Consider the following 17,315-nt stretch of genomic DNA (forward strand, 5'->3'; position numbering starts at 1 on the left):
TCATGATCGAGCCGCTGCGCCCGGGCCCACTGCCGCGGACGAGGGGTCGTCGATCTGCACCTCGCCCCGCCGGGGCACGGGTGTCGGCATACCGGACGCGTGCGTCTGCGTGAGCACGACCCAGAACAGGGTGGCCAGCACTGCGCCGGCGACCACGCTCGCGGCTGTGACGATGGCGATCAACGTCCGGGCCCGCGCGCGACGGAGGGTGCGACCGCGCAGGGACGGATCCACAGGTGGTGGGCCCTCGTGGCGGCGGCTTGCTCTCGATTTCGGGGAGCTCAGTTCGGTGCCGTCATATATGAGACCGGCCGGACGGGAGTTGGCACCACTCGATCTGGATCCGGGGAGCGTTCGTGCTGCTACGCATATCTCGAAGCTCCTTTCGTGTATTCAGCACAACGCCCGCGAGGTTAGCAACGAGTGGCCGGTGTCGAAAGGCTCTGGTGGACTTGATCATTCAAGTCGACAATGTTTGCAGATTCGGAGGTAAAGTATCCATGATTTGGGGCGGAAGCGGACTTCGCGGCAGCGCGGGCCGATTCGCCCGAAGTGGGCGTCGCAGTCGAATCGATCAGCCGGTTCTCGCTCAACATGCTCTCCGCGGTCAGCCCCCAGGGCGCGCTGCGGTTCAGCGTGCAGGAGGGCACCGTCAACGCCACCGTGTTCATCGGGTTCTGTCAGCGCCTGCTGTACGACGCCGACAGTCCCGTCTACCTGGCGGTGGCCTGGGTCCGGCCGTACCAGTACGCGGTGCTGGAGTAGTCGGCCGACACGTCGTCCACCGGTCCGTGCTCGATGCCGAAGGTGATGGTGTTGTGGAACGGCACCGCCTCGGCCAGCCACAGCCGGAAAGCCGAGGTGCAGTCGGTGCTCGCGGCGCAGCCGGTGGACGGCGTGAGGTGCGCGGTGTTGCCGTGCAACGGGGTGTTGTACGTGCCGCGGTTGAAGAACCAGCCGCTTTCGTAGTAGTCCTCGGTGCCGGTGCCGTGGATCTGCGGCGACTGCGAGCCGTCGGTGTAGACCCGCTCGTCACCTTCGAGGTGGTCGCGGGCAACCGGACCCTGCATGTCCACGGTGTCCCCGACGAACTTGCCGGTTCCGGTAGCCGTCAGATACGGCCAGTCCCGCTTCGGCGTGGTGGAACCGGCGTGAGAGCTGGTCCGGAAGTAACCGATGCGGCCGGCGGCCAGCTCCGCGGCCAGCCGGGCATCGGGTGCCTGGCTCACCTGCGCTTGCGCCCCGGACACCGCGATCGAGGATCCGTTGTAGAGCGTGACGGTGGCGCCGCGCAGGTAGGGCATCGGCCACCAGGCCGAATACCAGCCGCCCGGTCGGACGTCCATGCCGAACATCAACGAGGCCACCGGCTGCACCCCGAAACCGCTGCCGAAGAACTCGCCGACCGGCGAGTCGACCAGGGTCTGCCCGTCGACGCGGATCCGCAGCCGCACGCCCTGCAACAGCTGCTGCGCGGTGTGCAGGTCGGCCAGTTGCGCGGCGCTAAGCGGCTCCTGGTAGGTGCGTACGCCCGACCAGGTCTGGCCGGCGATCAGGTAGGCGTGCGCGGTCTCGTCGGCCGCGTTGCCGACGTCGACCTCGTCGGTGGGCCGCGATGTCCCGTTGACCACGCTGTCCACCCAGTAGTGAAACTCTGTGAAGCCCCGGTCGGAGGGCGCGAATGTGTTCTTGATGGTGATCTGCGACCTGCCGGCGGTCACGGTCGCCGGTAAGCTGACCGACTGCTCGACCCAGTCGCCGGTGACCCGAGCGGCCGGGGCGCCCGCATAAGGCCAGTGCGTCGCGCCGGCGCGCCGTGCCAGCTCGGCCGCGGAAACCCCGTTGGCTGCCCAACTGGCCACCACGGTCGAGTCCACCGACACGGTGGCCGCCTGGTTGGCGATGCCCGGGTCGAGTCGCCTGGTGAGCACGACCCCGTTGTTGTTCGGGTCGATCTTGATGGTGAACGTGCTGGAACCGCCCTTGCCGAAGGTGCGGCCGGCATCAGTCACCGCCCTCGGCACGACGTAATGTGCCTGCGGCAGTCGCAGCCGGACCGCGGTCAGCTCGCCCGGACCGCGTGCGGTGCCGATGGTCTGGGTGGCGCCGGGCGCCAGCCCGACCGCGGTCGTGCTGGTGGTCGCGGCGGGCAGCGGTGGTTTCGGGTCGCGGGTACCGGCCGCGCGCAGCAGCGCCAGCACGTCGGTCGCCCGGTCGCTCGGGTCGAATGTGGACACTGCGCTCGCGTCCGCGAACGTCCGGTAGGTGACGTGGTAGTAGAACGACGAGCTGTCCGTTGTGATCAACATGTGAGACGTGAACGGCATCGGCACCGCGATGTAGACCCCACCCGAGCTCTGGTCGGCGTTGGCCACCAGCGGGTACACGAACGGCGCGCCCAGCTTGCCGTTCACCACATCCTGCAGCGGTGCGTGCATGATCTGCCGGCCGTCCAGGGTGATCGTGATGTTGCCGACGCCGGCCACGTTGCCGCCGGCCCAGGTGAACCAGATCGCATCCACCTCCCCCGGGCCGGAGTGCTCCGCGACGACGCATTGGGTAGCCCGGGTGCGCAGCCTGGGCGACGCGGTGCTGTCGAATCGCGCCGGCTCGGCGCCGGTGCCGTTCAGCCGCAGGCACTGGTTGGGGTTGGACCACCAGTCGGTGTTGCCGCCGGTGCGGTCGGAACTGGAGAACTGGCTGGTGCGCACGCCGGTGGTCAGTTCCGGTAGCCGGTCCAATCGCCGGTAGGTGTCCCAGCCGACCGGACCCTTGTCCGGCGCCGCCGTCGGGTGCGACGACGGCTGGGCGGCGACAGGCTGGGCCGCCATGGTTCCGGTGACGATCGCGATGACTAGCGCTAACAGTACGATCAGGTCCCGGTGGACGCGAAGCATGAGCCGCTCCATGCGGTGGGGATAGCCATGGCGAGTTTCCCACCGATGGCCATGGGACGCCAGTAATGGCGAGCTGTCGCGCCGTCGTGGTCGACGCCCAGCAACCCGCAGATCCACGTGCCTTTACATGCGAGTAGGACCATTCTCCCAACCAGTAACCGGGGAACTATAGCCATTGCCTCGTATAAACGCGGCAACATGACCTGTGCCTGCCACGCTCGAAACCTGGTCGCCGGACCGCTGCCGCGTCGGCAGCTGATTCCCTGACGGAAAGCCGGGCCGATCCGGAGATTCCCATGATCTGCACGGCCGGACTCCCGGGTCCATGGGCGGCCGGCTGTTGTCGGTCCGCATTCGGAACGGGGTGTCCGGTCGGCGGGGGACGGGTACCGGAGGCACGGCGCCGGCGGAATGATGTTGCCGGACCGGTGTCCCGGCGAGCCCCCAAGAGGAGCGTGACATGGACCCGTCGTGGTTCACACCCAACCGGAACGCCGTGCTGTCGTACACGAGCCTGCGCAGGAGCGTGGGCGCGATCGGTGTGGCCCTGCCACCCGTCCTGGCCATCGGTGCGGCGGTCCTGTTCGACGTGGGCCTGCTGTCGTCGGTGAGCGCCTACTACTACACGGGGATGCGCGGCGTGCTCGTCGGGAGCCTTTGCGCGATCGGGGTCTTCCTGCTGTCCTACCGCTTCGGCAAGGCGGACGACCTGCTCGGCGATGGCGCCGGCATCGCGGCCATCGGTCTCGCCCTGTTCCCGACCGCGCCGGAGGGGGGCGGGACGGGCTGGGTGCGGGTCGTCGGCGTGGTGCACCTCGTGTTCGCCGCGGTGTTCTTCATCGCGCTGGCGATCTTCTCGCTGTTCCTGTTCACGAGGACCGACGGCGACATGACCCCGCGGAAGCTCGTGCGCAACGTCGTCTACCGCGTCTGCGGGTGGGTGATCGTCGCCTGCCTGGTGCTCGCGGTGTTCACCGACCTCGTCGTCGGTGACGCCGTGAAGGCCGAGTACCGGCCGCTGTTCTGGCTGGAGACGGTGGCCGTCCTCGCGTTCGGGGTGTCCTGGCTGGTCAAGGGGGAGGCGCTGCTCGGTGACCGGCCACCGGAGGACGGCCGGGGTCGGCGGGAAGTCGCCCAGGTGCACGAGGGCCCGGCCTGAGCGGCCTGCCCGTTACGCGCGGACGTCCACGGGCTCCGCCGACCTGGCCTTGCGGATCTCCTGGACGACGTGCTTGGTGGCGCTGCGGTAGTTCAGCGTGTAGACGTCCGCGGTGCATGAGACCTCCTGCACCTGGTTCGCCAGCGGCACCTCCTTGGGGTCGAGCCCCTCCAGGATCGGTGTGTCCTCGTCGAAGACCTTCGTCTCGATCGCGAGGACCTCCTCCACCGTGCCGCCGGTGAAGTCCTTGTCGGTGGCGACGGCCCAGAAGATCACGCACTCGTCGTGGCTGACGGGCGAGGGGAAGTCGACGAGGTAGCGCTTGCCGATGCCGGGACCGAAGTCGTAGAGGATCGTGGCGATGCCGGGGGCGTAGGTGTGGTAGTGCATCCACGCGTCGCCGGTGTCGGAGAACTCCGATCCGGCGACCTGCTCGTAGAAGAACGAGGCGCGCACCTCCCTGCCGTCGCGCTGCACGTCGAGATCGGGGACCACCGGGTTCACCTCGCCCATCGACTCCGCGTGCACGAACGGGAAATGCGCCATGTCCCGGAAGTTCTCCACGGCTGCCATGAAGCCGCACTTGGCGGGGATCGGGGTCGCCGCGCGCCAGTCGAGGGTGAGATCGGCGATCTCCGGAGGGTCCGGCAGGTCGAAGACCGGATTGCCCAGGCACGTCCACACATGTCCGAAGCGCTCGATGACGGGGTACCTGCCCACCCTGGCCTTCGGCGGGATGCGTGCGCCGTCCCGGAGTGCGGGAATGTGTGAGCAGACGCCGGTGGCGCCGTCGAACTCCCAGCCGTGGTAGGGGCATTGCAGGCCGTCGCGGCGGACCGTGCCCGCCGCCAGGTCGGCGCCGCGGTGGATACAGCGGCGATCGAGAACCCGGGCCTGGCCGTCTGAATCGCGGAAGACGACGAGCCGCCTGCCGAGCAGTTGGGCCGGCTGGGGGACGTCGATGTCCTGCGAGCGGGCGACCACGAACCAGAGGTGCTGGTAGGCCTCGTGCAGGGCTTCCGGGGAGTAAGAGTCGTTCATGTGATCTCCGGTCGATGGCAGTCGTCGACCGCTGATCCAACCAGGATGTTGATCATCGTGCGTGGTTCGGGCGAAATGAGCAGGTCGGACCCGAGGGTCTGGCGACCCCGCCCCGCACCTGATCGCTGGGCCGTCCGGGGTCGGAGGGTCGGGTGGGGATTTTGGCGGTATGGCCGGTTTGTACGTTCTCCTGAGGTCCGAAGACCCTCCGGTCAGGGCCGGGAGCCACTGCCCGAAGCCCGTCGGCCGGGACACGCTCGGGGACGACCGATCGAGGAGGGGACATGGCGGATGGGCGGCACCATGGCCGGACGGTGGTCGTCGGGGTCGACGGGTCGGAGAACGCGCTGGAGGCGGTGCGGTGGGGCGCTGCCGAGGCGGCCCGTCGGAACGTGACGTTGCGGCTGGTCACGGCGATGGCCTGGAACCAGGACCATGTGATCGGGCGGATCGGGCTCGGGGGCGACTACCGCGACATCATGCTCGGGGCGGCACGACGCCAGTTGGCCGAGGCTGCGGCGGTGGCGGAGGAGGTCGCCGCGGGGAGGCCGGTGGAGCAGCAGCTCGTCGTGGGGTTCCCGGTTCCGGTGTTGCGGGAGGAGTCGCGGCGGGCCCAGATGCTCGTTCTCGGCGACCGTGGCCACGGGGGCGTGAGTTGTCTGCTGGTCGGTTCGGTCGCCGTCGCCATGGCCGCGCAGGCGGAGTGTCCGGTGATCCTGGCGCGCCGGGAGGAGGAGCCCCCGGCGGCGGAGGACGGGCCGCGACCGGTCGTCGTCGGCGTGGACGGGTCGCAGATCAGCGAGGCGGCGCTGGCCTTCGCATTCGGGGCGGCGAGCGCGCGGGGTGTCCCGCTGGTGGCGGTGCATGCGTGGTGGGACCTGGTGATGGACCCGGGGATTTCGGCGCTGCTGTACGACTGGGAAGCCGTCGAGACCGATGAGCACGAGGTGCTGGCGGAGCGACTGGCCGGGTGGAGCGAGAAATACCCGGACGTGCGGGTGTATCGGGTGGTCACGCACGACCGCCCGGCACACGCTCTGATCGAGGAGTCGCAGCAGGCGCAACTGGTCGTGGTCGGTTCCCGTGGCCGGGGTGCCGCGGCGGGTCTGCTGCTCGGCTCGGTCAGCCACGCCGTGTTGCACCGGGCGCCCTGCTCCGTTGCAGTGGTTCGGCCCCTCGACGAGGACGAGAGCTGATCAGCGCGGTCGTGACGCCAAGGAGCTGAGACGGAGAAGGGGGCGAGGTGGTCGCGGTGCCCGGTGAGCAGGAAGACCACCGCGCGGCGGTCGGGAGGCTGCCACGCCGGGCGACCGACCTCGTCGAGGACGTGGTGGTGTGGGTGCTGCTCTCCGCGTCGCTGCTGCTCGTCGCGGTCGCCTTGATCGCCGGCGTCGGCGCGCACGGCCGGGTGAACGAGCGCATACGCACCCAGTCGATGGACCGGACCATGGTGCCCGCCACCGTGCTCGCGCAGGCGCCGCTGGTGCCCCTCGACCCGGGGAGCCGGATCGCTGTCGAGGTGGAGTGGGTAGGTCTCGACGGTGTCCGGCGGACCGGCCTCGTGCCCGTGACGGCCGCGACGCCCGCCGGCTCCGAGGTGGCGGTGTGGTTGGACCGCAGCGGCGCGGCCGTGGATCCGCCCCCGGCGGGTGTGGACGCGGTGGCGGCAGGAGTATTCACCGGCATCGCCGTGCTGGCCGTCGGGGCGTCCGTGCTCGGTGTGGTGTGGTTGCTGGTGCGGCGCGGGATCGACGCGGTCAACTCCCGGCGATGGGCGCGCGAGTGGGCCGACATCGGACCGGAGTGGACAGGTCACCGGTAGCAGGCCACGTGCGCGTGCAGGCGGCCTGAGATCGCGATGAGGGGTCAGACCCGCAGGTCGCGCCCCATGTTCCTGCTGATGTCGAGGGTGGCGTCCCTGAGCAGACGGTCGCTGAGGTCGGCGAGCGCGCGTGCGACGGCGAGCTCGTCGCCGATCTCGGGCACGTCGTGGTCGGTCGGGTTTAGCCGAGCCAGCCCGGTGCCGACCAGCCGATCGCTCTCCGGGGTGTGCAGCCGGGCCGTCGCGCGGGTGTTCCCGTCCTGCTCGTCGATCGTGATGTCGATGTTCCAGCGCTTCTCGATCATGTCGTGTCCTGGGTGTGTGCCCGGCGAGACGTGCCCGATCGTCAGCTCTTGCTGATCTCGATCTTCTTGCGTTCGCTGGTGGTGGTCTGCGGGATCGGGATGCGGATCTCGAGGATCCCGTCCTTGTAGGTGGCGGTGATGTCGGAATCGGTCACACCTTCGGGAAGTGGCAACGTGCGGGCGAACCGGCCGTAGCGCAGCTCGTGGCGCAGATACCCCGTGTCCTCGGTCTTCTCCTCGACGCGCCGTTCGGCGTTGATCCGCAGCACCCCGCCGCCGACGGTGAGGTCGACGTCCTTCTCCGGGTCGATCCCGGGCAGTTCAGCGCGGATGACCTCGGTGTCGCCCTCACGGAACTGGTCGACGCGGATCGCGTCCTCGCCGAGCCAGTCCACGCCCAGGCCGAAGGGGCGACGGCCCGGCAGTGCACGCATCCACTCGTCCAGGAACCGGTCCATCCGGTTGAGGCGGTTGGCGACATCGCCGCCTCGGTCGCGCCGCATCAAGCTGCTCATCTGCGGCTCCTCTCCGTGCTGACGGTCATGGTCCGGGTGCCGGTCAACCCTGCTCGCCCGCCGAACCCCCGGGCAGAGTCCTTCGGCCCGTTGCCGGGGGACTCGCGAACTTGTCGAGTGCGCGAACCTCAGGCGGGGAGAAGGACCGAGCGGAGCGCGCGGCGTGGCGTCACCGGCAGCTCGTCGGCACCGGCGGCCGGCAGGCCGACCCGGACCACGAGCTGCGGGTACTCGGGCATGCGCAGCACTTCGGTGCGTATCCGGTGCCGGCAGGAGTCGATCTCGAGTGCCTGGCTGAGCGGGGTGCTGGCCAACCCCATCCGGGTCGCCGCGAGCAGCACCGCGCTCGTGGCCTCCCCGGCGCGGAGGTGGTCCAGCACGGTGTCGGACTGGGTGACCACGACCAGGAACTCCGCGGCGTCGTCCGGGGTATGCCCCGGCGACAGCGGCGGCTGGGCGAGGGTGGCGGGTCCGAAGCGCCGCAGCCCGGTCGGTCGCGCGCCGCAGACGGGAGCAGCTACCGCGTCGGCGGGGATGCCGTCGTGGCTGCCGGGAAGTCGGTGGGTCCACAGCCGCAGCTCGGACGCGTAGCCGGGTTCGTGGCGCTGTTGTTCGTTCGCCTCGGTGAGTGTGGCGACCAGTTGCTCTCGGGCGTGCGGCTCGGTCACCGACACGAGCAGGCCACCGGCGTGCCCGGCGTGCTCCTGCAAGGCTTCCATCTGGTCGGGAGACACCGGGTCGTCGCTCATGCGGCGCCGGTCGGTCCGCCGAGTGGCGATGGCGGGGTAGAGCGAGGCGGTGAGTGGGTCGGGCGCCGAAGCGGGGTTCACGGCGATCGTGGCGAGGTGGTCGCAGTCCTCGGGGTCGGGCAGGCGCGTCACGTCGGCCCCGACGGCGCGGGCGGCGAGGGCGACGAGGAGGTGGTGCAGGGCGGCGCCGCAGCTCAGGACGAGGTCGCGCTGCTCGGGATCGGTCACGTAGAGGTGGCGGTCCTCGTCCGCGTACAGCTGCACCGAGTCGTGGAAAATGCGCCACTTCCAGGGCTGGGTGTTCTGAACCGAAGGTGCCCGCAGGGCGTCGGATACCGCCCCGGCCAGGTCGAGTTCGCTCATCACTGCTCGCTCGTCATCGCATTTCCCCGGTGCACGGGGCTTTCCCCGAGCCTGCGCCTCGGTACCCGCTCGGACGAGTGCCACTCGTTCCCAGGATGCGGGCCGTTGGTCCTGTCGTCAGGTTCCGCTGCCCCGGCGGTGTTCCGCGGCATAGACGGCGGCTTCGGTACGGCGTGAGAAGCCGAGCTTGTGCAGCAATGAGGAGACGTAGTTCTTGACCGTCTTCTCGGCGAGGTACATCTCGGCGCCGATCTGGCGGTTGGTGAGGCCGTCGGCGATGTAACCGAGGATTCGTCGCTCCTGGGGGCTGAGTGACTCGTAGCGGGGATCGGGGGGTTCCTCGCCCTTGCGCAGGCGCTCCAGGACGACGGCGGTGGCCTTCGGGTCGAGGAGGGAGCCGCCCGAGGCGATGGTGCGCACGGCGCCGATGAGGTCGATCCCGGTGACCTGTTTCAGCAGGTAGCCGGAGGCTCCGGCCATGATGGCCCCGAAGAGGGCCTCGTCGTCGGAGTACGAGGTGAGCATCAGGCAGGCCGGAGGCGGCGACACGGTGGAGCGGATCTCGCGGCAGACGGTGACGCCCTCGCCGTCGGGGAGCCGGACGTCGAGGATCGCCACGTCGGGTCGCAGGGCGGGAATCCGGGCCATGGCCTGGGCGGCGCTGCCGGCCTCGCCGACGACCTGGATGTCGTCCTCGGATTCGAGCAGTTGAGCGATGCCACGCCGGACGATCTCGTGGTCGTCGAGCAGGAACACGGTGATGCTCACGGCAACCGGCCTCTCGTCGGCCTCTCTCCTCGCGGATTCGCACCGAACGTACCGGCGCTCCGCTGGTTCTGCCGCCCGCGAACGACCCCGGACCGCGGGCCCTTCGCCTCTGCCGTCAGGACGTGGATTCGCCGAAGAACGACGCGTACAGGCGGAAGGCGGCGTCGCGGGCTGCGGTGCTGCGCCGTTCGGACTCATCGAGCATGCGGCGGGCGTCCTCGGCGTTCATCGCCGGCCGATCCTGCCGCAACGTCTTGTCCAGCCACACCTTGATGTGCGCGGGTGAGACCTCGGGGTGGAACTGCAGAGCCAGGTGGCGCCCGTGGCGGAACGCGTGCACGCAGTTGCTCGTCGCGGCGAGCACCGTGCTGCCGGGCGGCGGCTGGAACTCGTCGTAGTGCCACGCGAACCACACGCCGGGCACGACGGCGCCGGCCGGATCCGCAGCGGCACCGTTATGGGCGGAATTCGGCAGGGCTGCGACGTCGACCCAGCCGATCTCGGTGACGTCGGCCTTCGTGACCTGACCGCCCAGCACGTCGGCGATCAGTTGCCCGCCGAAGCAGAGCCCGAGAACCGGTGTGCCGAGCGCCATGGCCTGCGCCACGAAGGCCTTCTCGGCGGGGAGCCAGGCCACCGTGGGGTCGTACGCGGCCTCCTCGCTGCCCAGCACCACGATCGCCCGGTGCGGCGTGACCGGTGGCAGGGAACCGGCGGAGACCTCGACGAGCTCCCACGGGATTCCCTGCTCGTCGAGCCACGTCACGAGGTTGCCCGGGCCACCGTCGTCCTGGTGCTGGAGGAGGAGGACGGTCTGCGGGTCGGGCTCAGGCATCGTTGCTCCGGGGCGGGCGGCGCGGCGGCGGGTGTCGACGTTCAAGGTCGCGGCCTCGCTGCCGCAGCGCGAGACATATCGACCGTGATGTGCCTCTCTCATCCTCGCGCCACTGCGCTGGGCGCGAGGTCCCGTTACCGCTGTCTCCGGAATGCGTCGCTCGTGCTGAACCGGTTGCCGACGTCGAACGACCGGACGTGGATGGGCGCGCCGACCGGTTCGCCGACGGTCAGTAGCTCGATTGCGGTGTCGTCGCCGTCGGCGTTCCTGGCGAGGAAACGGGCGCCACCGTCGTCGAGCCGTCCGACGACGATGCCCGTGCGGGCGCCCTCGCGGGTGTGGGTGACCGTGCAGGTCTCGATCGTCGCCCGGCCGGCCGCACGCACCACATGTTCGGGCGCGGGCCACGAATCGATCTCGGCCTGGATCTCGGCGCTGCGGTCCGGCCGCCACTCCACCGGAGCCGTGGAGTAGATCCCGGCCGAGTACTTGGTCATCGTGCCGCCGTTGGCGCCGACGAACCCGAAAGCTCCCGGCAGGGCACGCATCCGCTGCACCGTCTCGGCGATCGCGTGCATCGAGTAGTTGTTGCCCGCACCTCCGAAGAAGGGCAGGCCACCGGTGACGGTGAGACCTCGCGGGTCGACGGGGTCGATGCCCAGGCCGTCGCAGATGTTCGACACCGCAACCGGGAAACAGCTGTAGAGGTCGAACGTCGTGATCCGGTCGGGGCCGATCCCGGCGACGTCGAGCGCATGCTGTGCCGCGAGCACCGATGCCGGTGACACGCTCAGGTCGGCGCGGTCGAACAGATCACGTTCGCGCAGGTCGGCGTGGCCGTGCAGGAACACCCACCGCTCCCGGGGCACGCCGAGCCGCCGCGCCGAGGCCACCGACATCAGCAGCACCGCCGCGCCCTGGTTCACCTGGTCACGCGCCACGAGGTAGCGGGTGTAGGGGTCGGCGATCGGCCGGTTGGCGGCGGAGGGCGTGGCGAGCTCCTCGGCGGTACGCACGGTGGGGGCAGCGGCGTGCGGATTCGCCGCGGCGACCGTGGTGAACGGGGCGAAGAGTCGCCCCATCCCGAGTGCGTACTCCTCGCGGGTCTGCCCCAGCCGTGCCCGGCGGGCGGTCTCGACCAGCGCGAATCGACTCGGCATGCCCACCAACCCGTGGTCGGTCTGGTAGCGGGACAGGATGCCCCGGAGGCCGAATCCGCGGTCCTCGAGATCGCCGTCGACGTGCTCGGTGAAGTCCGGCCGGTCCTCGGCGGTGCGCAGGTGGCGGGCGGTCGAGATCGCCTCCGAACCGAACAGGAGCGCCACCTCCGACCGGCCCGCGGCGATCGTTGCCGCCAGCTCGGTGACCAGGTGCTGGGGAGCCTGACCTCCCACGACCTCGAGGATCGCGCGCGCAGGCGAGGCGCCGATCCGGGAGGCGACCGATCGCGGGTAGTTGTCGGACCTGCCCAGGGGAGCGTGGGCACCGGGGATCGAGATCTCGATCTGCCGCACCCCGGCGACCGTGTCGACCGCGGCCGCCACCGCGACAGGATCCGACGTCGTGTCGGTGAGGGCCTCGGTCGCCGCCGCGGCGGCCAGTTCCACGGCGGAACGCCGTCGGTAGCCGGGGTCGTCGAGGCGTTCGGAGGCCTGTCCGACCCCGACCAGGACGGGCGTGCGGGGGTCGAGCTCGAGCGTGGTCATGAGAGGGCGGCTCCGGCCGACGGGACCCTTTCTAGACGCATCGCGTCTGAATTGGCGGTGACCATAGCCGTGCTGCCGGATCGACGGCGACGCGGGTGTCAGGATCCGGCGTCGACGCTGCGCAGGAGGAAGTCCACGAGGCTCTCGGCGTATCGCGGGGCGTCGGAGAGGAGACGGTGGCGCAGGTGCGGCGGTGTGGCGACCACGTGCATCACGACCCCGCCGCACAGGGCGTCGAGCAGCAGGGTGACGGAGGTGTCGTCGCTGACCTCCCCGCGCCGGATGGCACGGCGGACCATGGCGCGAGCGGCGAGGACCTGTGACTCCTGCAGCGTCGCCCAGCGGTTCGCCACGCCGGGGATCTCCGAGGCCTCCACGCTCATCCGCAGCACGGCCTGGCGGCATTCGCCCAGGTAGAGGTCGAGTAGCTGCCGGGCCAGGTGGAGGAGGTCCCCGCGCAGGGTGCCGGTGTCGGCGTCGGTGAGGTCGATGACCTGCGTCTCGAGGGCGTCGGAGAGCAGGCGTTCCTTCGTGGGCCACCGCAGGTAGATCGACGCCTTTCCGGCACCGGCCTGCCGGGCCACGGCCTCCACGCTGAAGCCCGCCCAGCCCGCCCGGCCGAACAGCTCCACCGCGGCGAGCGCGATCCGTCGGTCGAGCGCGGGATCGCGCGGCCTGCCGACCGAGGGGCCCGATGTCGGCATACTGCGGCTCCACTGTGGACGAGGTGGCTGGGGACACCTTCTGGACGGTGGCCGTCACCATAACGCCGCGGACGGGGCGGGGCCCGCCTCACGCGGGTGGGCGGGGCGTGAGGCAGGGTGGGCGGGGGACCGGGTGGGCGGGGGAGTCACCTCGACCCCTCCGATCACCCCGACGCCGTGCGGAAGGCGCTCCATTGATCGTCCGGACAGACCATGGGCGGGTCGCGGTGCTGACCCTCGACCGCCCGCAGAAACGCAACGCGCTGACCGCCGAGCTGTGCGACCTGCTCCGCGACTCGGTCCGCGGCGCCGTCGCCGACGGGGCGAGGGCGCTCGTGCTCACCGGCAGCGGCACGAGCTTCTGCTCGGGTGCCGACCTCGACGACGTCTACACCGCCGACTTCCGCGACGCGCACTACGCGATGCTGCACGCGGTGGTCGACGCGCCGGTCCCGGTGGTCGCCGCCGTGAACGGACCGGCGATCGGCGCGGGCACGCAGCTCGCGATCGCCGCGGACCTGCGGGTCGTCGCGCCGGCAGCGCTCTTCGGTGTCCCGACCGCGAAGATCGGCCTTGCGGTGGACCCGTGGACCATCAGGCGGCTGTCGGTGCTGGCAGGCAACGGCACGGCCCGGGCACTCCTGCTCGGCTGCGCGCAGCTCGACGCCGACGCCGCGCGGGCCTGCGGGCTGGCCGAGCGTGCGGGGTCGGGTGCCGATGCGATCGCCTGGGCGACGGAGATCGCCGAGCTCGCCCCGCTCACCCTCGCGTACTCCAAGCGCGTGCTCAACGACATCGTCGAGCCGGCGAGCGACGCTGCGGAGCTCGAGGCCGCGTTCGCGGCCTGTTGGGAGAGCGAAGACCGCGGCGAGGGTCGCCGGGCCCGGCAGGAGAAGCGCCGTCCCGAGTTCCGCGGAAGATAGGCGCCCGGATGCGGGGCGCCTCGTCCGACTACGTCCGAGTCGGCAGTGTCGAGGAGGCTGTGCAGACCCTCGACCAGGCGAACGGGGCAGGCAAGATCCTTGCGGGCGGGCAGAGCCTCGCCTCGGTGCTCGCGCTGCGGAAGGCGCGGCCCGCGGTGCTCGTCGACGTCAACCGGATCCCGGGTCTCGCGATGATCCGGCCCGGCGCCGACGCGTCCGGCTCCGTCGAGGTCGGGGCTCTCGTCCGGCACAGCATGCTCGTCGGGCAGACCGACCACCCGCTGCTAGCGGAAGCGGCCCGCTGGATCGGGCACGCGGCGATCCGCTCCCGGGGAACCACCGGCGGCAGCATCGCGCATGCCGACCCGACCGCCGAACTACCCGTCGTCGCGCTGGCGACCGGGGCGACCGTGCACGTCGCCGGTCCCCGCGGGGTCCGCACGGTCGCGGCGTCGAAGCTCTTCGTCGACGCTCTGACCACCTCGCTCGCGGATGACGAGATGGTCACCGCCGTCCGGTTTCCGCTGCCCTCGCGCTGGGGTTTCGCCGAGTTCGCTCGCCGGCACGGCGACTTCGCACTGGTCACGGCCGTGGTGGCGGAGGTGGGCGGTGCTGTGCGCGTCGCGCTCGGTGGCGTCGCCGGGGTGCCCGTACGTGCCGCGGCGGCGGAACGGGTGATCGCGCGCGGTCGCACGGCGCGCGAGGCGTCGCAGGCGGCGGCCGAGGAGATCGAGCCCAGGACCGACCTGCACGGCTCCGCTCCGTTCCGGCGGGCGATCAGCGCCGAGCTGGTCCGGCGTGCCCTCGTGCAAGCCGGGATCGCCTGATCCGCCACGGTGACGTACGCCGTCGGCGTCACCCGACGGTCGCCGAGACGGTCAGCGGGTACATACGGTCACTGCTGTGCCGGCCGGAGCAACGAGGCACGGACCAGACACCGTGCACCAGCGAGCCGCCTTCATCTCCCCAGGGGCGGACACGCTGACTGGCTCACGACGACCCGCGCACCGGGCTCGCACTGACAGTTCTGGCAAAACCCGGGCGGAGAGATGCCGGGCCGGCTCCGCAGACGCAGACCGTCGACGCCGGTGCGCGGCACATTCTCACTCTCCATGGAAGGCATCGTGGTGAATTCGCATCTCCGCACCTCCTCGTCCGCGACGGCTCGCGGGAGGGGTGGTGTGTCCTCCTTGCTCCGGCTGTACGTGATCCGCGGCCTGATCGCCATCTTGTGGGCCGTCGGGTTCGCGGCCGTCCTCGACTCTCTCGCAGTCGGCACGATCATCCTGCTGGTCGTCTATCCGCTTATCGATGCGGTCGCCTTGTTTATTGATTTTCGCGATCGGTCCGGCATGCCCGGACGAGGTCTGCAGCTGTTCAACATCGCAGTCAGCACTCTCGCTGCGATCGCTCTGGCGATAGCCGCGAACATCGACGTGGCCCCCGTGCTGCTGGTGTTCGGCGGCTGGGCCATCGTCTCCGGTGTGGCGCAGCTGGTCGCGGCGCTGCACCGGCACCGCCCCGAGATGGGCAGGCAGTGGTCGCTGCTGCTCGCCGGAGCGCTGTCCGTCATCGCAGGTGGCGGCTTCGGCGTCACCGCGCTCGGCGACGATCCGCGGCTGGACGCCATCGTGATGTACGCAGTAGCCGGCGGAGCGTTCTTCGTCATCCAGGCCGGTCTGTTGTACTGGCGCCTTCGTAAGCGGTGAGTACCGAGAACCGCGAGCAATGGTGCATTCCACGTGGTGGAGGGGAATGTCCTCGCCCGTGCTGAACGGCCTGATCAGGATCGCTGATGTGGTGCAGGTAACCCAATGGTCACGATTTCCGGAGTGTAGAAAATCAAGTATGACCAAGAGTCTCGACCTGGACCGTGAACGGCAGACCGAGTTCGCTCAGCACCTCTTCGGCGTATACACCAACGGGTTGCTCACCTACATGATCGACCTCGGGTACCGCACCGGCCTGTTCGAGGCCGCGGCGCAGGGCCCGGCGACGACGCAGCAGCTGGCCGATCGGGCAGGCCTGCAGGAGCGCTATGTGCGTGAATGGCTCGGATCGATCGTGGCAAACGGAATCATGACCTACGACGCGGCGACGCGCGAATACACCATTTCGGCCGAACACGCAGCGTGCCTCACCGGCAAGGGCTCCGCGAACATGGCGCCACTCGCGGGAATGGTCACGAGCCTGGGCAAGCACCTCGGCGAGCTCGAGCACGTGTTCCGGGTGGGCGGCGGCGTCCCGTACTCGGTGTTCCGCCCGGAGTTCACCGACAAGATGGACCAGCTCAGCCGTAGGCCGGTCGACGAGATGCTGCTCGACAGGTGGCTGCCGGCGGCGCCCGGGTTGAGGGAGCGGCTCGCCGCGGGCGTCCGGGTCGCCGACATCGGCACCGGCACCGGGCATGCGCTGGTGGTGCTGGGGAAGGCGTTCCCCGCCTCGACGTTCGTCGGCTACGACATCGCCGAGGACGCCCTCGACCGGGGCCGGGCCGAAGCCGCGGAGGCGAAGCTCTCCAACGTCACGTTCGAGGTGGCCGACGTCGCCGAGCTGAAACCGGCGCAGCCGTTCGACGTGATCTTCGCCTTCGACTCCGTGCACGATCAGGCCGCTCCGGCGGCGGTGCTGCGCGGCGCCCACGACGCGCTCGTCCCCGGCGGCACCTTCTTCATGCTGGACCTGGCCCTGTCGAGCAATCTGGAGGACAACGTCGGCAATCCGCACGCGCGGTGGATCTACTCGACCAGCACCCTGCACTGCATGACCGTCTCGCTCGCGGTGGGTGGGGCAGGGCTCGGTGGTGCATGGGGTGAGCAGACGGCCCGACAGATGCTCGGCGAGGCCGGGTTCGGCGAGGTCGTCACCCACCCGGCGCCGGGTAACGAGCGGAACATGATCTACGTGACGCACCGGCCTGCCTGAGGCTCATCAGGTTGGGCGAGGGCGCGGAGGGCGGCGGCGAGGTCGCGGCCCGACGGTGCGCGTTCCGGGTCGAGCAGTGTCTGCAGCACCAGCCCGTTGACCAGGGCGAGAGCGAGGGAGCCGAGCTGTAGCGCCGTCTGTTCCTCGACCTCGTCCTCGGCGACGTCGAGGATCAGTGCGGCGACAGAGCGGCGGCCGCGTTCGTAGGCACCGGCGATCTGGTCGCGTAGCTCCGGTGTGTGTTCCGCGCGCGCGTAGGCCTGCACGCTCGCGACCGCCGTGGCCCGGTCCCTGGTCAGCGCGCTCACCACCCCGTCGAGGAATCCCTCCAGGCGGTCGACGGGGCAGCTGCGCGTGCCGGATCGGAGGGCGTGCGCGATCTCGTCGTCCCAGTCGTCGAACGAGTCGATGATCGCCGCGTTGAGCAGGGCGTCCTTCGACCCGAAGTGGTAGCCGATCGACGCCAGGTTGGTGCCGGACGCGGCGACGATGTCGCGTGCCGTGGTAGCGGCGAAGCCCTTCTCGGCGAGGCAGCGCTTCGCACCGGCGAGCAGGTCCTCGCGGTGTCCCATGGCGCGATCCTAAGGTCCTGGACGGACGTGC

At 70.3% G+C, this 17,315-nt stretch carries 19 protein-coding genes; 8 read left to right on the top strand and 11 right to left on the bottom strand.

What is annotated here, in order from left to right:
- Complete coding sequence (locus ABD743_RS04185; RefSeq protein WP_344719028.1) at positions 1-234, bottom strand: hypothetical protein; 234 nt, start codon at positions 232-234, stop codon at positions 1-3.
- Between the two features lie 318 nt (positions 235-552).
- Between ABD743_RS04185 and ABD743_RS04190 the strand changes: the two genes are divergently transcribed.
- Positions 553-765 carry a hypothetical protein gene (locus ABD743_RS04190; protein ID WP_344719030.1) on the top strand — a complete coding sequence of 71 codons (213 nt, stop codon included), beginning with the start codon at positions 553-555 and terminating at the stop codon, positions 763-765.
- Here ABD743_RS04190 and ABD743_RS04195 read toward each other — a convergent pair.
- The gene (locus ABD743_RS04195) at positions 714-2,831 is read right to left on the bottom strand and encodes a glycoside hydrolase family 172 protein (protein WP_344719032.1); all 2,118 of its coding nucleotides are present in this window, start codon (positions 2,829-2,831) and stop codon (positions 714-716) included. The two genes, ABD743_RS04190 and ABD743_RS04195, sit on opposite strands and share 52 nt — an antisense overlap.
- A 526-nt stretch (positions 2,832-3,357) precedes the next feature.
- Between ABD743_RS04195 and ABD743_RS04200 the strand changes: the two genes are divergently transcribed.
- A complete protein-coding gene (locus ABD743_RS04200; protein ID WP_344719034.1) occupies positions 3,358-4,056 on the top strand; it encodes a DUF998 domain-containing protein in 699 nt (232 codons plus the stop codon).
- A 12-nt stretch (positions 4,057-4,068) separates the two neighbouring features.
- Here the strand turns inward: ABD743_RS04200 and ABD743_RS04205 are convergent, their stop codons facing one another.
- Positions 4,069-5,097, bottom strand: coding sequence for a Rieske 2Fe-2S domain-containing protein (locus ABD743_RS04205; protein ID WP_344719036.1), 1,029 nt, complete (start codon positions 5,095-5,097; stop codon positions 4,069-4,071).
- Positions 5,098-5,381: 284 nt separating this feature from the next.
- On the opposite strand from ABD743_RS04205, the gene ABD743_RS04210 reads away from it, so the two are divergent.
- Together ABD743_RS04210 and ABD743_RS04215 are read left to right on the top strand one after the other, a co-directional pair.
- Positions 5,382-6,293, top strand: a complete 912-nt coding sequence (locus tag ABD743_RS04210; RefSeq protein WP_344719038.1) for a universal stress protein — start codon at positions 5,382-5,384, stop codon at positions 6,291-6,293.
- A gap of 56 nt (positions 6,294-6,349) precedes the next feature.
- On the top strand, positions 6,350-6,919 hold the full coding sequence (locus ABD743_RS04215; protein WP_344719040.1) for an Rv1733c family protein: 570 nt from the start codon (positions 6,350-6,352) through the stop codon (positions 6,917-6,919).
- Positions 6,920-6,963: 44 nt separating this feature from the next.
- Here the strand turns inward: ABD743_RS04215 and ABD743_RS04220 are convergent, their stop codons facing one another.
- From ABD743_RS04220 to ABD743_RS04250, 7 genes are all read right to left on the bottom strand, one after another.
- The gene (locus ABD743_RS04220) at positions 6,964-7,224 is read right to left on the bottom strand and encodes a DUF1876 domain-containing protein (protein WP_344719042.1); all 261 of its coding nucleotides are present in this window, start codon (positions 7,222-7,224) and stop codon (positions 6,964-6,966) included.
- A gap of 41 nt (positions 7,225-7,265) precedes the next feature.
- Positions 7,266-7,739, bottom strand: a complete 474-nt coding sequence (locus ABD743_RS04225; RefSeq protein ID WP_344719043.1) for an Hsp20/alpha crystallin family protein — start codon at positions 7,737-7,739, stop codon at positions 7,266-7,268.
- A 128-nt stretch (positions 7,740-7,867) separates the two neighbouring features.
- The gene (locus ABD743_RS04230) at positions 7,868-8,851 is read right to left on the bottom strand and encodes an Acg family FMN-binding oxidoreductase (RefSeq protein WP_344719045.1); all 984 of its coding nucleotides are present in this window, start codon (positions 8,849-8,851) and stop codon (positions 7,868-7,870) included.
- Positions 8,852-8,968: 117 nt separating this feature from the next.
- On the bottom strand, positions 8,969-9,619 hold the full coding sequence (locus ABD743_RS04235; RefSeq protein ID WP_344719047.1) for a response regulator: 651 nt from the start codon (positions 9,617-9,619) through the stop codon (positions 8,969-8,971).
- 115 nt (positions 9,620-9,734) lie between these two features.
- Positions 9,735-10,454: a type 1 glutamine amidotransferase gene (locus tag ABD743_RS04240; RefSeq protein ID WP_344719048.1), complete on the bottom strand. Its 720-nt coding sequence runs from the start codon at positions 10,452-10,454 to the stop codon at positions 9,735-9,737.
- A gap of 134 nt (positions 10,455-10,588) precedes the next feature.
- Positions 10,589-12,160 carry an acetyl-CoA acetyltransferase gene (locus tag ABD743_RS04245; protein WP_344719050.1) on the bottom strand — a complete coding sequence of 524 codons (1,572 nt, stop codon included), beginning with the start codon at positions 12,158-12,160 and terminating at the stop codon, positions 10,589-10,591.
- 98 nt (positions 12,161-12,258) lie between these two features.
- Positions 12,259-12,864 carry a TetR/AcrR family transcriptional regulator gene (locus ABD743_RS04250; protein WP_344719052.1) on the bottom strand — a complete coding sequence of 202 codons (606 nt, stop codon included), beginning with the start codon at positions 12,862-12,864 and terminating at the stop codon, positions 12,259-12,261.
- A 194-nt stretch (positions 12,865-13,058) separates the two neighbouring features.
- On the opposite strand from ABD743_RS04250, the gene ABD743_RS04255 reads away from it, so the two are divergent.
- The 4 genes from ABD743_RS04255 (at position 13,059) to ABD743_RS04270 (ending at position 16,712) form a co-directional block, all read left to right on the top strand.
- The gene (locus ABD743_RS04255) at positions 13,059-13,787 is read left to right on the top strand and encodes an enoyl-CoA hydratase (RefSeq protein ID WP_344719054.1); all 729 of its coding nucleotides are present in this window, start codon (positions 13,059-13,061) and stop codon (positions 13,785-13,787) included.
- An 8-nt stretch (positions 13,788-13,795) separates the two neighbouring features.
- Positions 13,796-14,614 (top strand): FAD binding domain-containing protein, encoded by an 819-nt coding sequence (locus tag ABD743_RS04260; RefSeq protein ID WP_344719055.1) that lies wholly within the window; start codon positions 13,796-13,798, stop codon positions 14,612-14,614.
- 354 nt (positions 14,615-14,968) lie between these two features.
- Positions 14,969-15,496 carry a DUF308 domain-containing protein gene (locus ABD743_RS04265; protein WP_344719057.1) on the top strand — a complete coding sequence of 176 codons (528 nt, stop codon included), beginning with the start codon at positions 14,969-14,971 and terminating at the stop codon, positions 15,494-15,496.
- A gap of 139 nt (positions 15,497-15,635) precedes the next feature.
- Positions 15,636-16,712 (top strand): class I SAM-dependent methyltransferase, encoded by a 1,077-nt coding sequence (locus ABD743_RS04270; RefSeq protein WP_344719059.1) that lies wholly within the window; start codon positions 15,636-15,638, stop codon positions 16,710-16,712.
- On the opposite strand, the gene ABD743_RS04275 is transcribed toward ABD743_RS04270, so the two are convergent.
- The gene (locus tag ABD743_RS04275; RefSeq protein ID WP_344719061.1) at positions 16,688-17,284 is read right to left on the bottom strand and encodes a TetR/AcrR family transcriptional regulator; all 597 of its coding nucleotides are present in this window, start codon (positions 17,282-17,284) and stop codon (positions 16,688-16,690) included. The genes ABD743_RS04270 and ABD743_RS04275 overlap by 25 nt on opposite strands.
- Between the last annotated feature and the right edge of the window lie 31 nt (positions 17,285-17,315).

Origin of the sequence: Pseudonocardia yunnanensis (genome assembly GCF_039534065.1) — a bacterium.
Lineage (GTDB): Bacteria > Actinomycetota > Actinomycetes > Mycobacteriales > Pseudonocardiaceae > Pseudonocardia > Pseudonocardia yunnanensis.

Excerpts from the sequence above, each read along its gene's own strand:
- ABD743_RS04250 (WP_344719052.1), bottom strand. The coding sequence starts at position 12,864 with ATGCCGACATCGGGCCCCTCGGTCGGCAGGCCGCGCGATCCCGCGCTC.
- ABD743_RS04260 (WP_344719055.1), top strand. The coding sequence starts at position 13,796 with ATGCGGGGCGCCTCGTCCGACTACGTCCGAGTCGGCAGTGTCGAGGAG.
- ABD743_RS04205 (WP_344719036.1), bottom strand. The coding sequence starts at position 5,097 with ATGAACGACTCTTACTCCCCGGAAGCCCTGCACGAGGCCTACCAGCAC.
- ABD743_RS04240 (WP_344719048.1), bottom strand. The coding sequence starts at position 10,454 with ATGCCTGAGCCCGACCCGCAGACCGTCCTCCTCCTCCAGCACCAGGAC.
- ABD743_RS04275 (WP_344719061.1), bottom strand. The coding sequence starts at position 17,284 with ATGGGACACCGCGAGGACCTGCTCGCCGGTGCGAAGCGCTGCCTCGCC.
- ABD743_RS04210 (WP_344719038.1), top strand. The coding sequence starts at position 5,382 with ATGGCGGATGGGCGGCACCATGGCCGGACGGTGGTCGTCGGGGTCGAC.
- ABD743_RS04220 (WP_344719042.1), bottom strand. The coding sequence starts at position 7,224 with ATGATCGAGAAGCGCTGGAACATCGACATCACGATCGACGAGCAGGAC.
- ABD743_RS04200 (WP_344719034.1), top strand. The coding sequence starts at position 3,358 with ATGGACCCGTCGTGGTTCACACCCAACCGGAACGCCGTGCTGTCGTAC.
- ABD743_RS04230 (WP_344719045.1), bottom strand. The coding sequence starts at position 8,851 with ATGAGCGAACTCGACCTGGCCGGGGCGGTATCCGACGCCCTGCGGGCA.
- ABD743_RS04245 (WP_344719050.1), bottom strand. The coding sequence starts at position 12,160 with ATGACCACGCTCGAGCTCGACCCCCGCACGCCCGTCCTGGTCGGGGTC.
- ABD743_RS04270 (WP_344719059.1), top strand. The coding sequence starts at position 15,636 with ATGACCAAGAGTCTCGACCTGGACCGTGAACGGCAGACCGAGTTCGCT.
- ABD743_RS04195 (WP_344719032.1), bottom strand. The coding sequence starts at position 2,831 with ATGGCGGCCCAGCCTGTCGCCGCCCAGCCGTCGTCGCACCCGACGGCG.
- ABD743_RS04225 (WP_344719043.1), bottom strand. The coding sequence starts at position 7,739 with ATGAGCAGCTTGATGCGGCGCGACCGAGGCGGCGATGTCGCCAACCGC.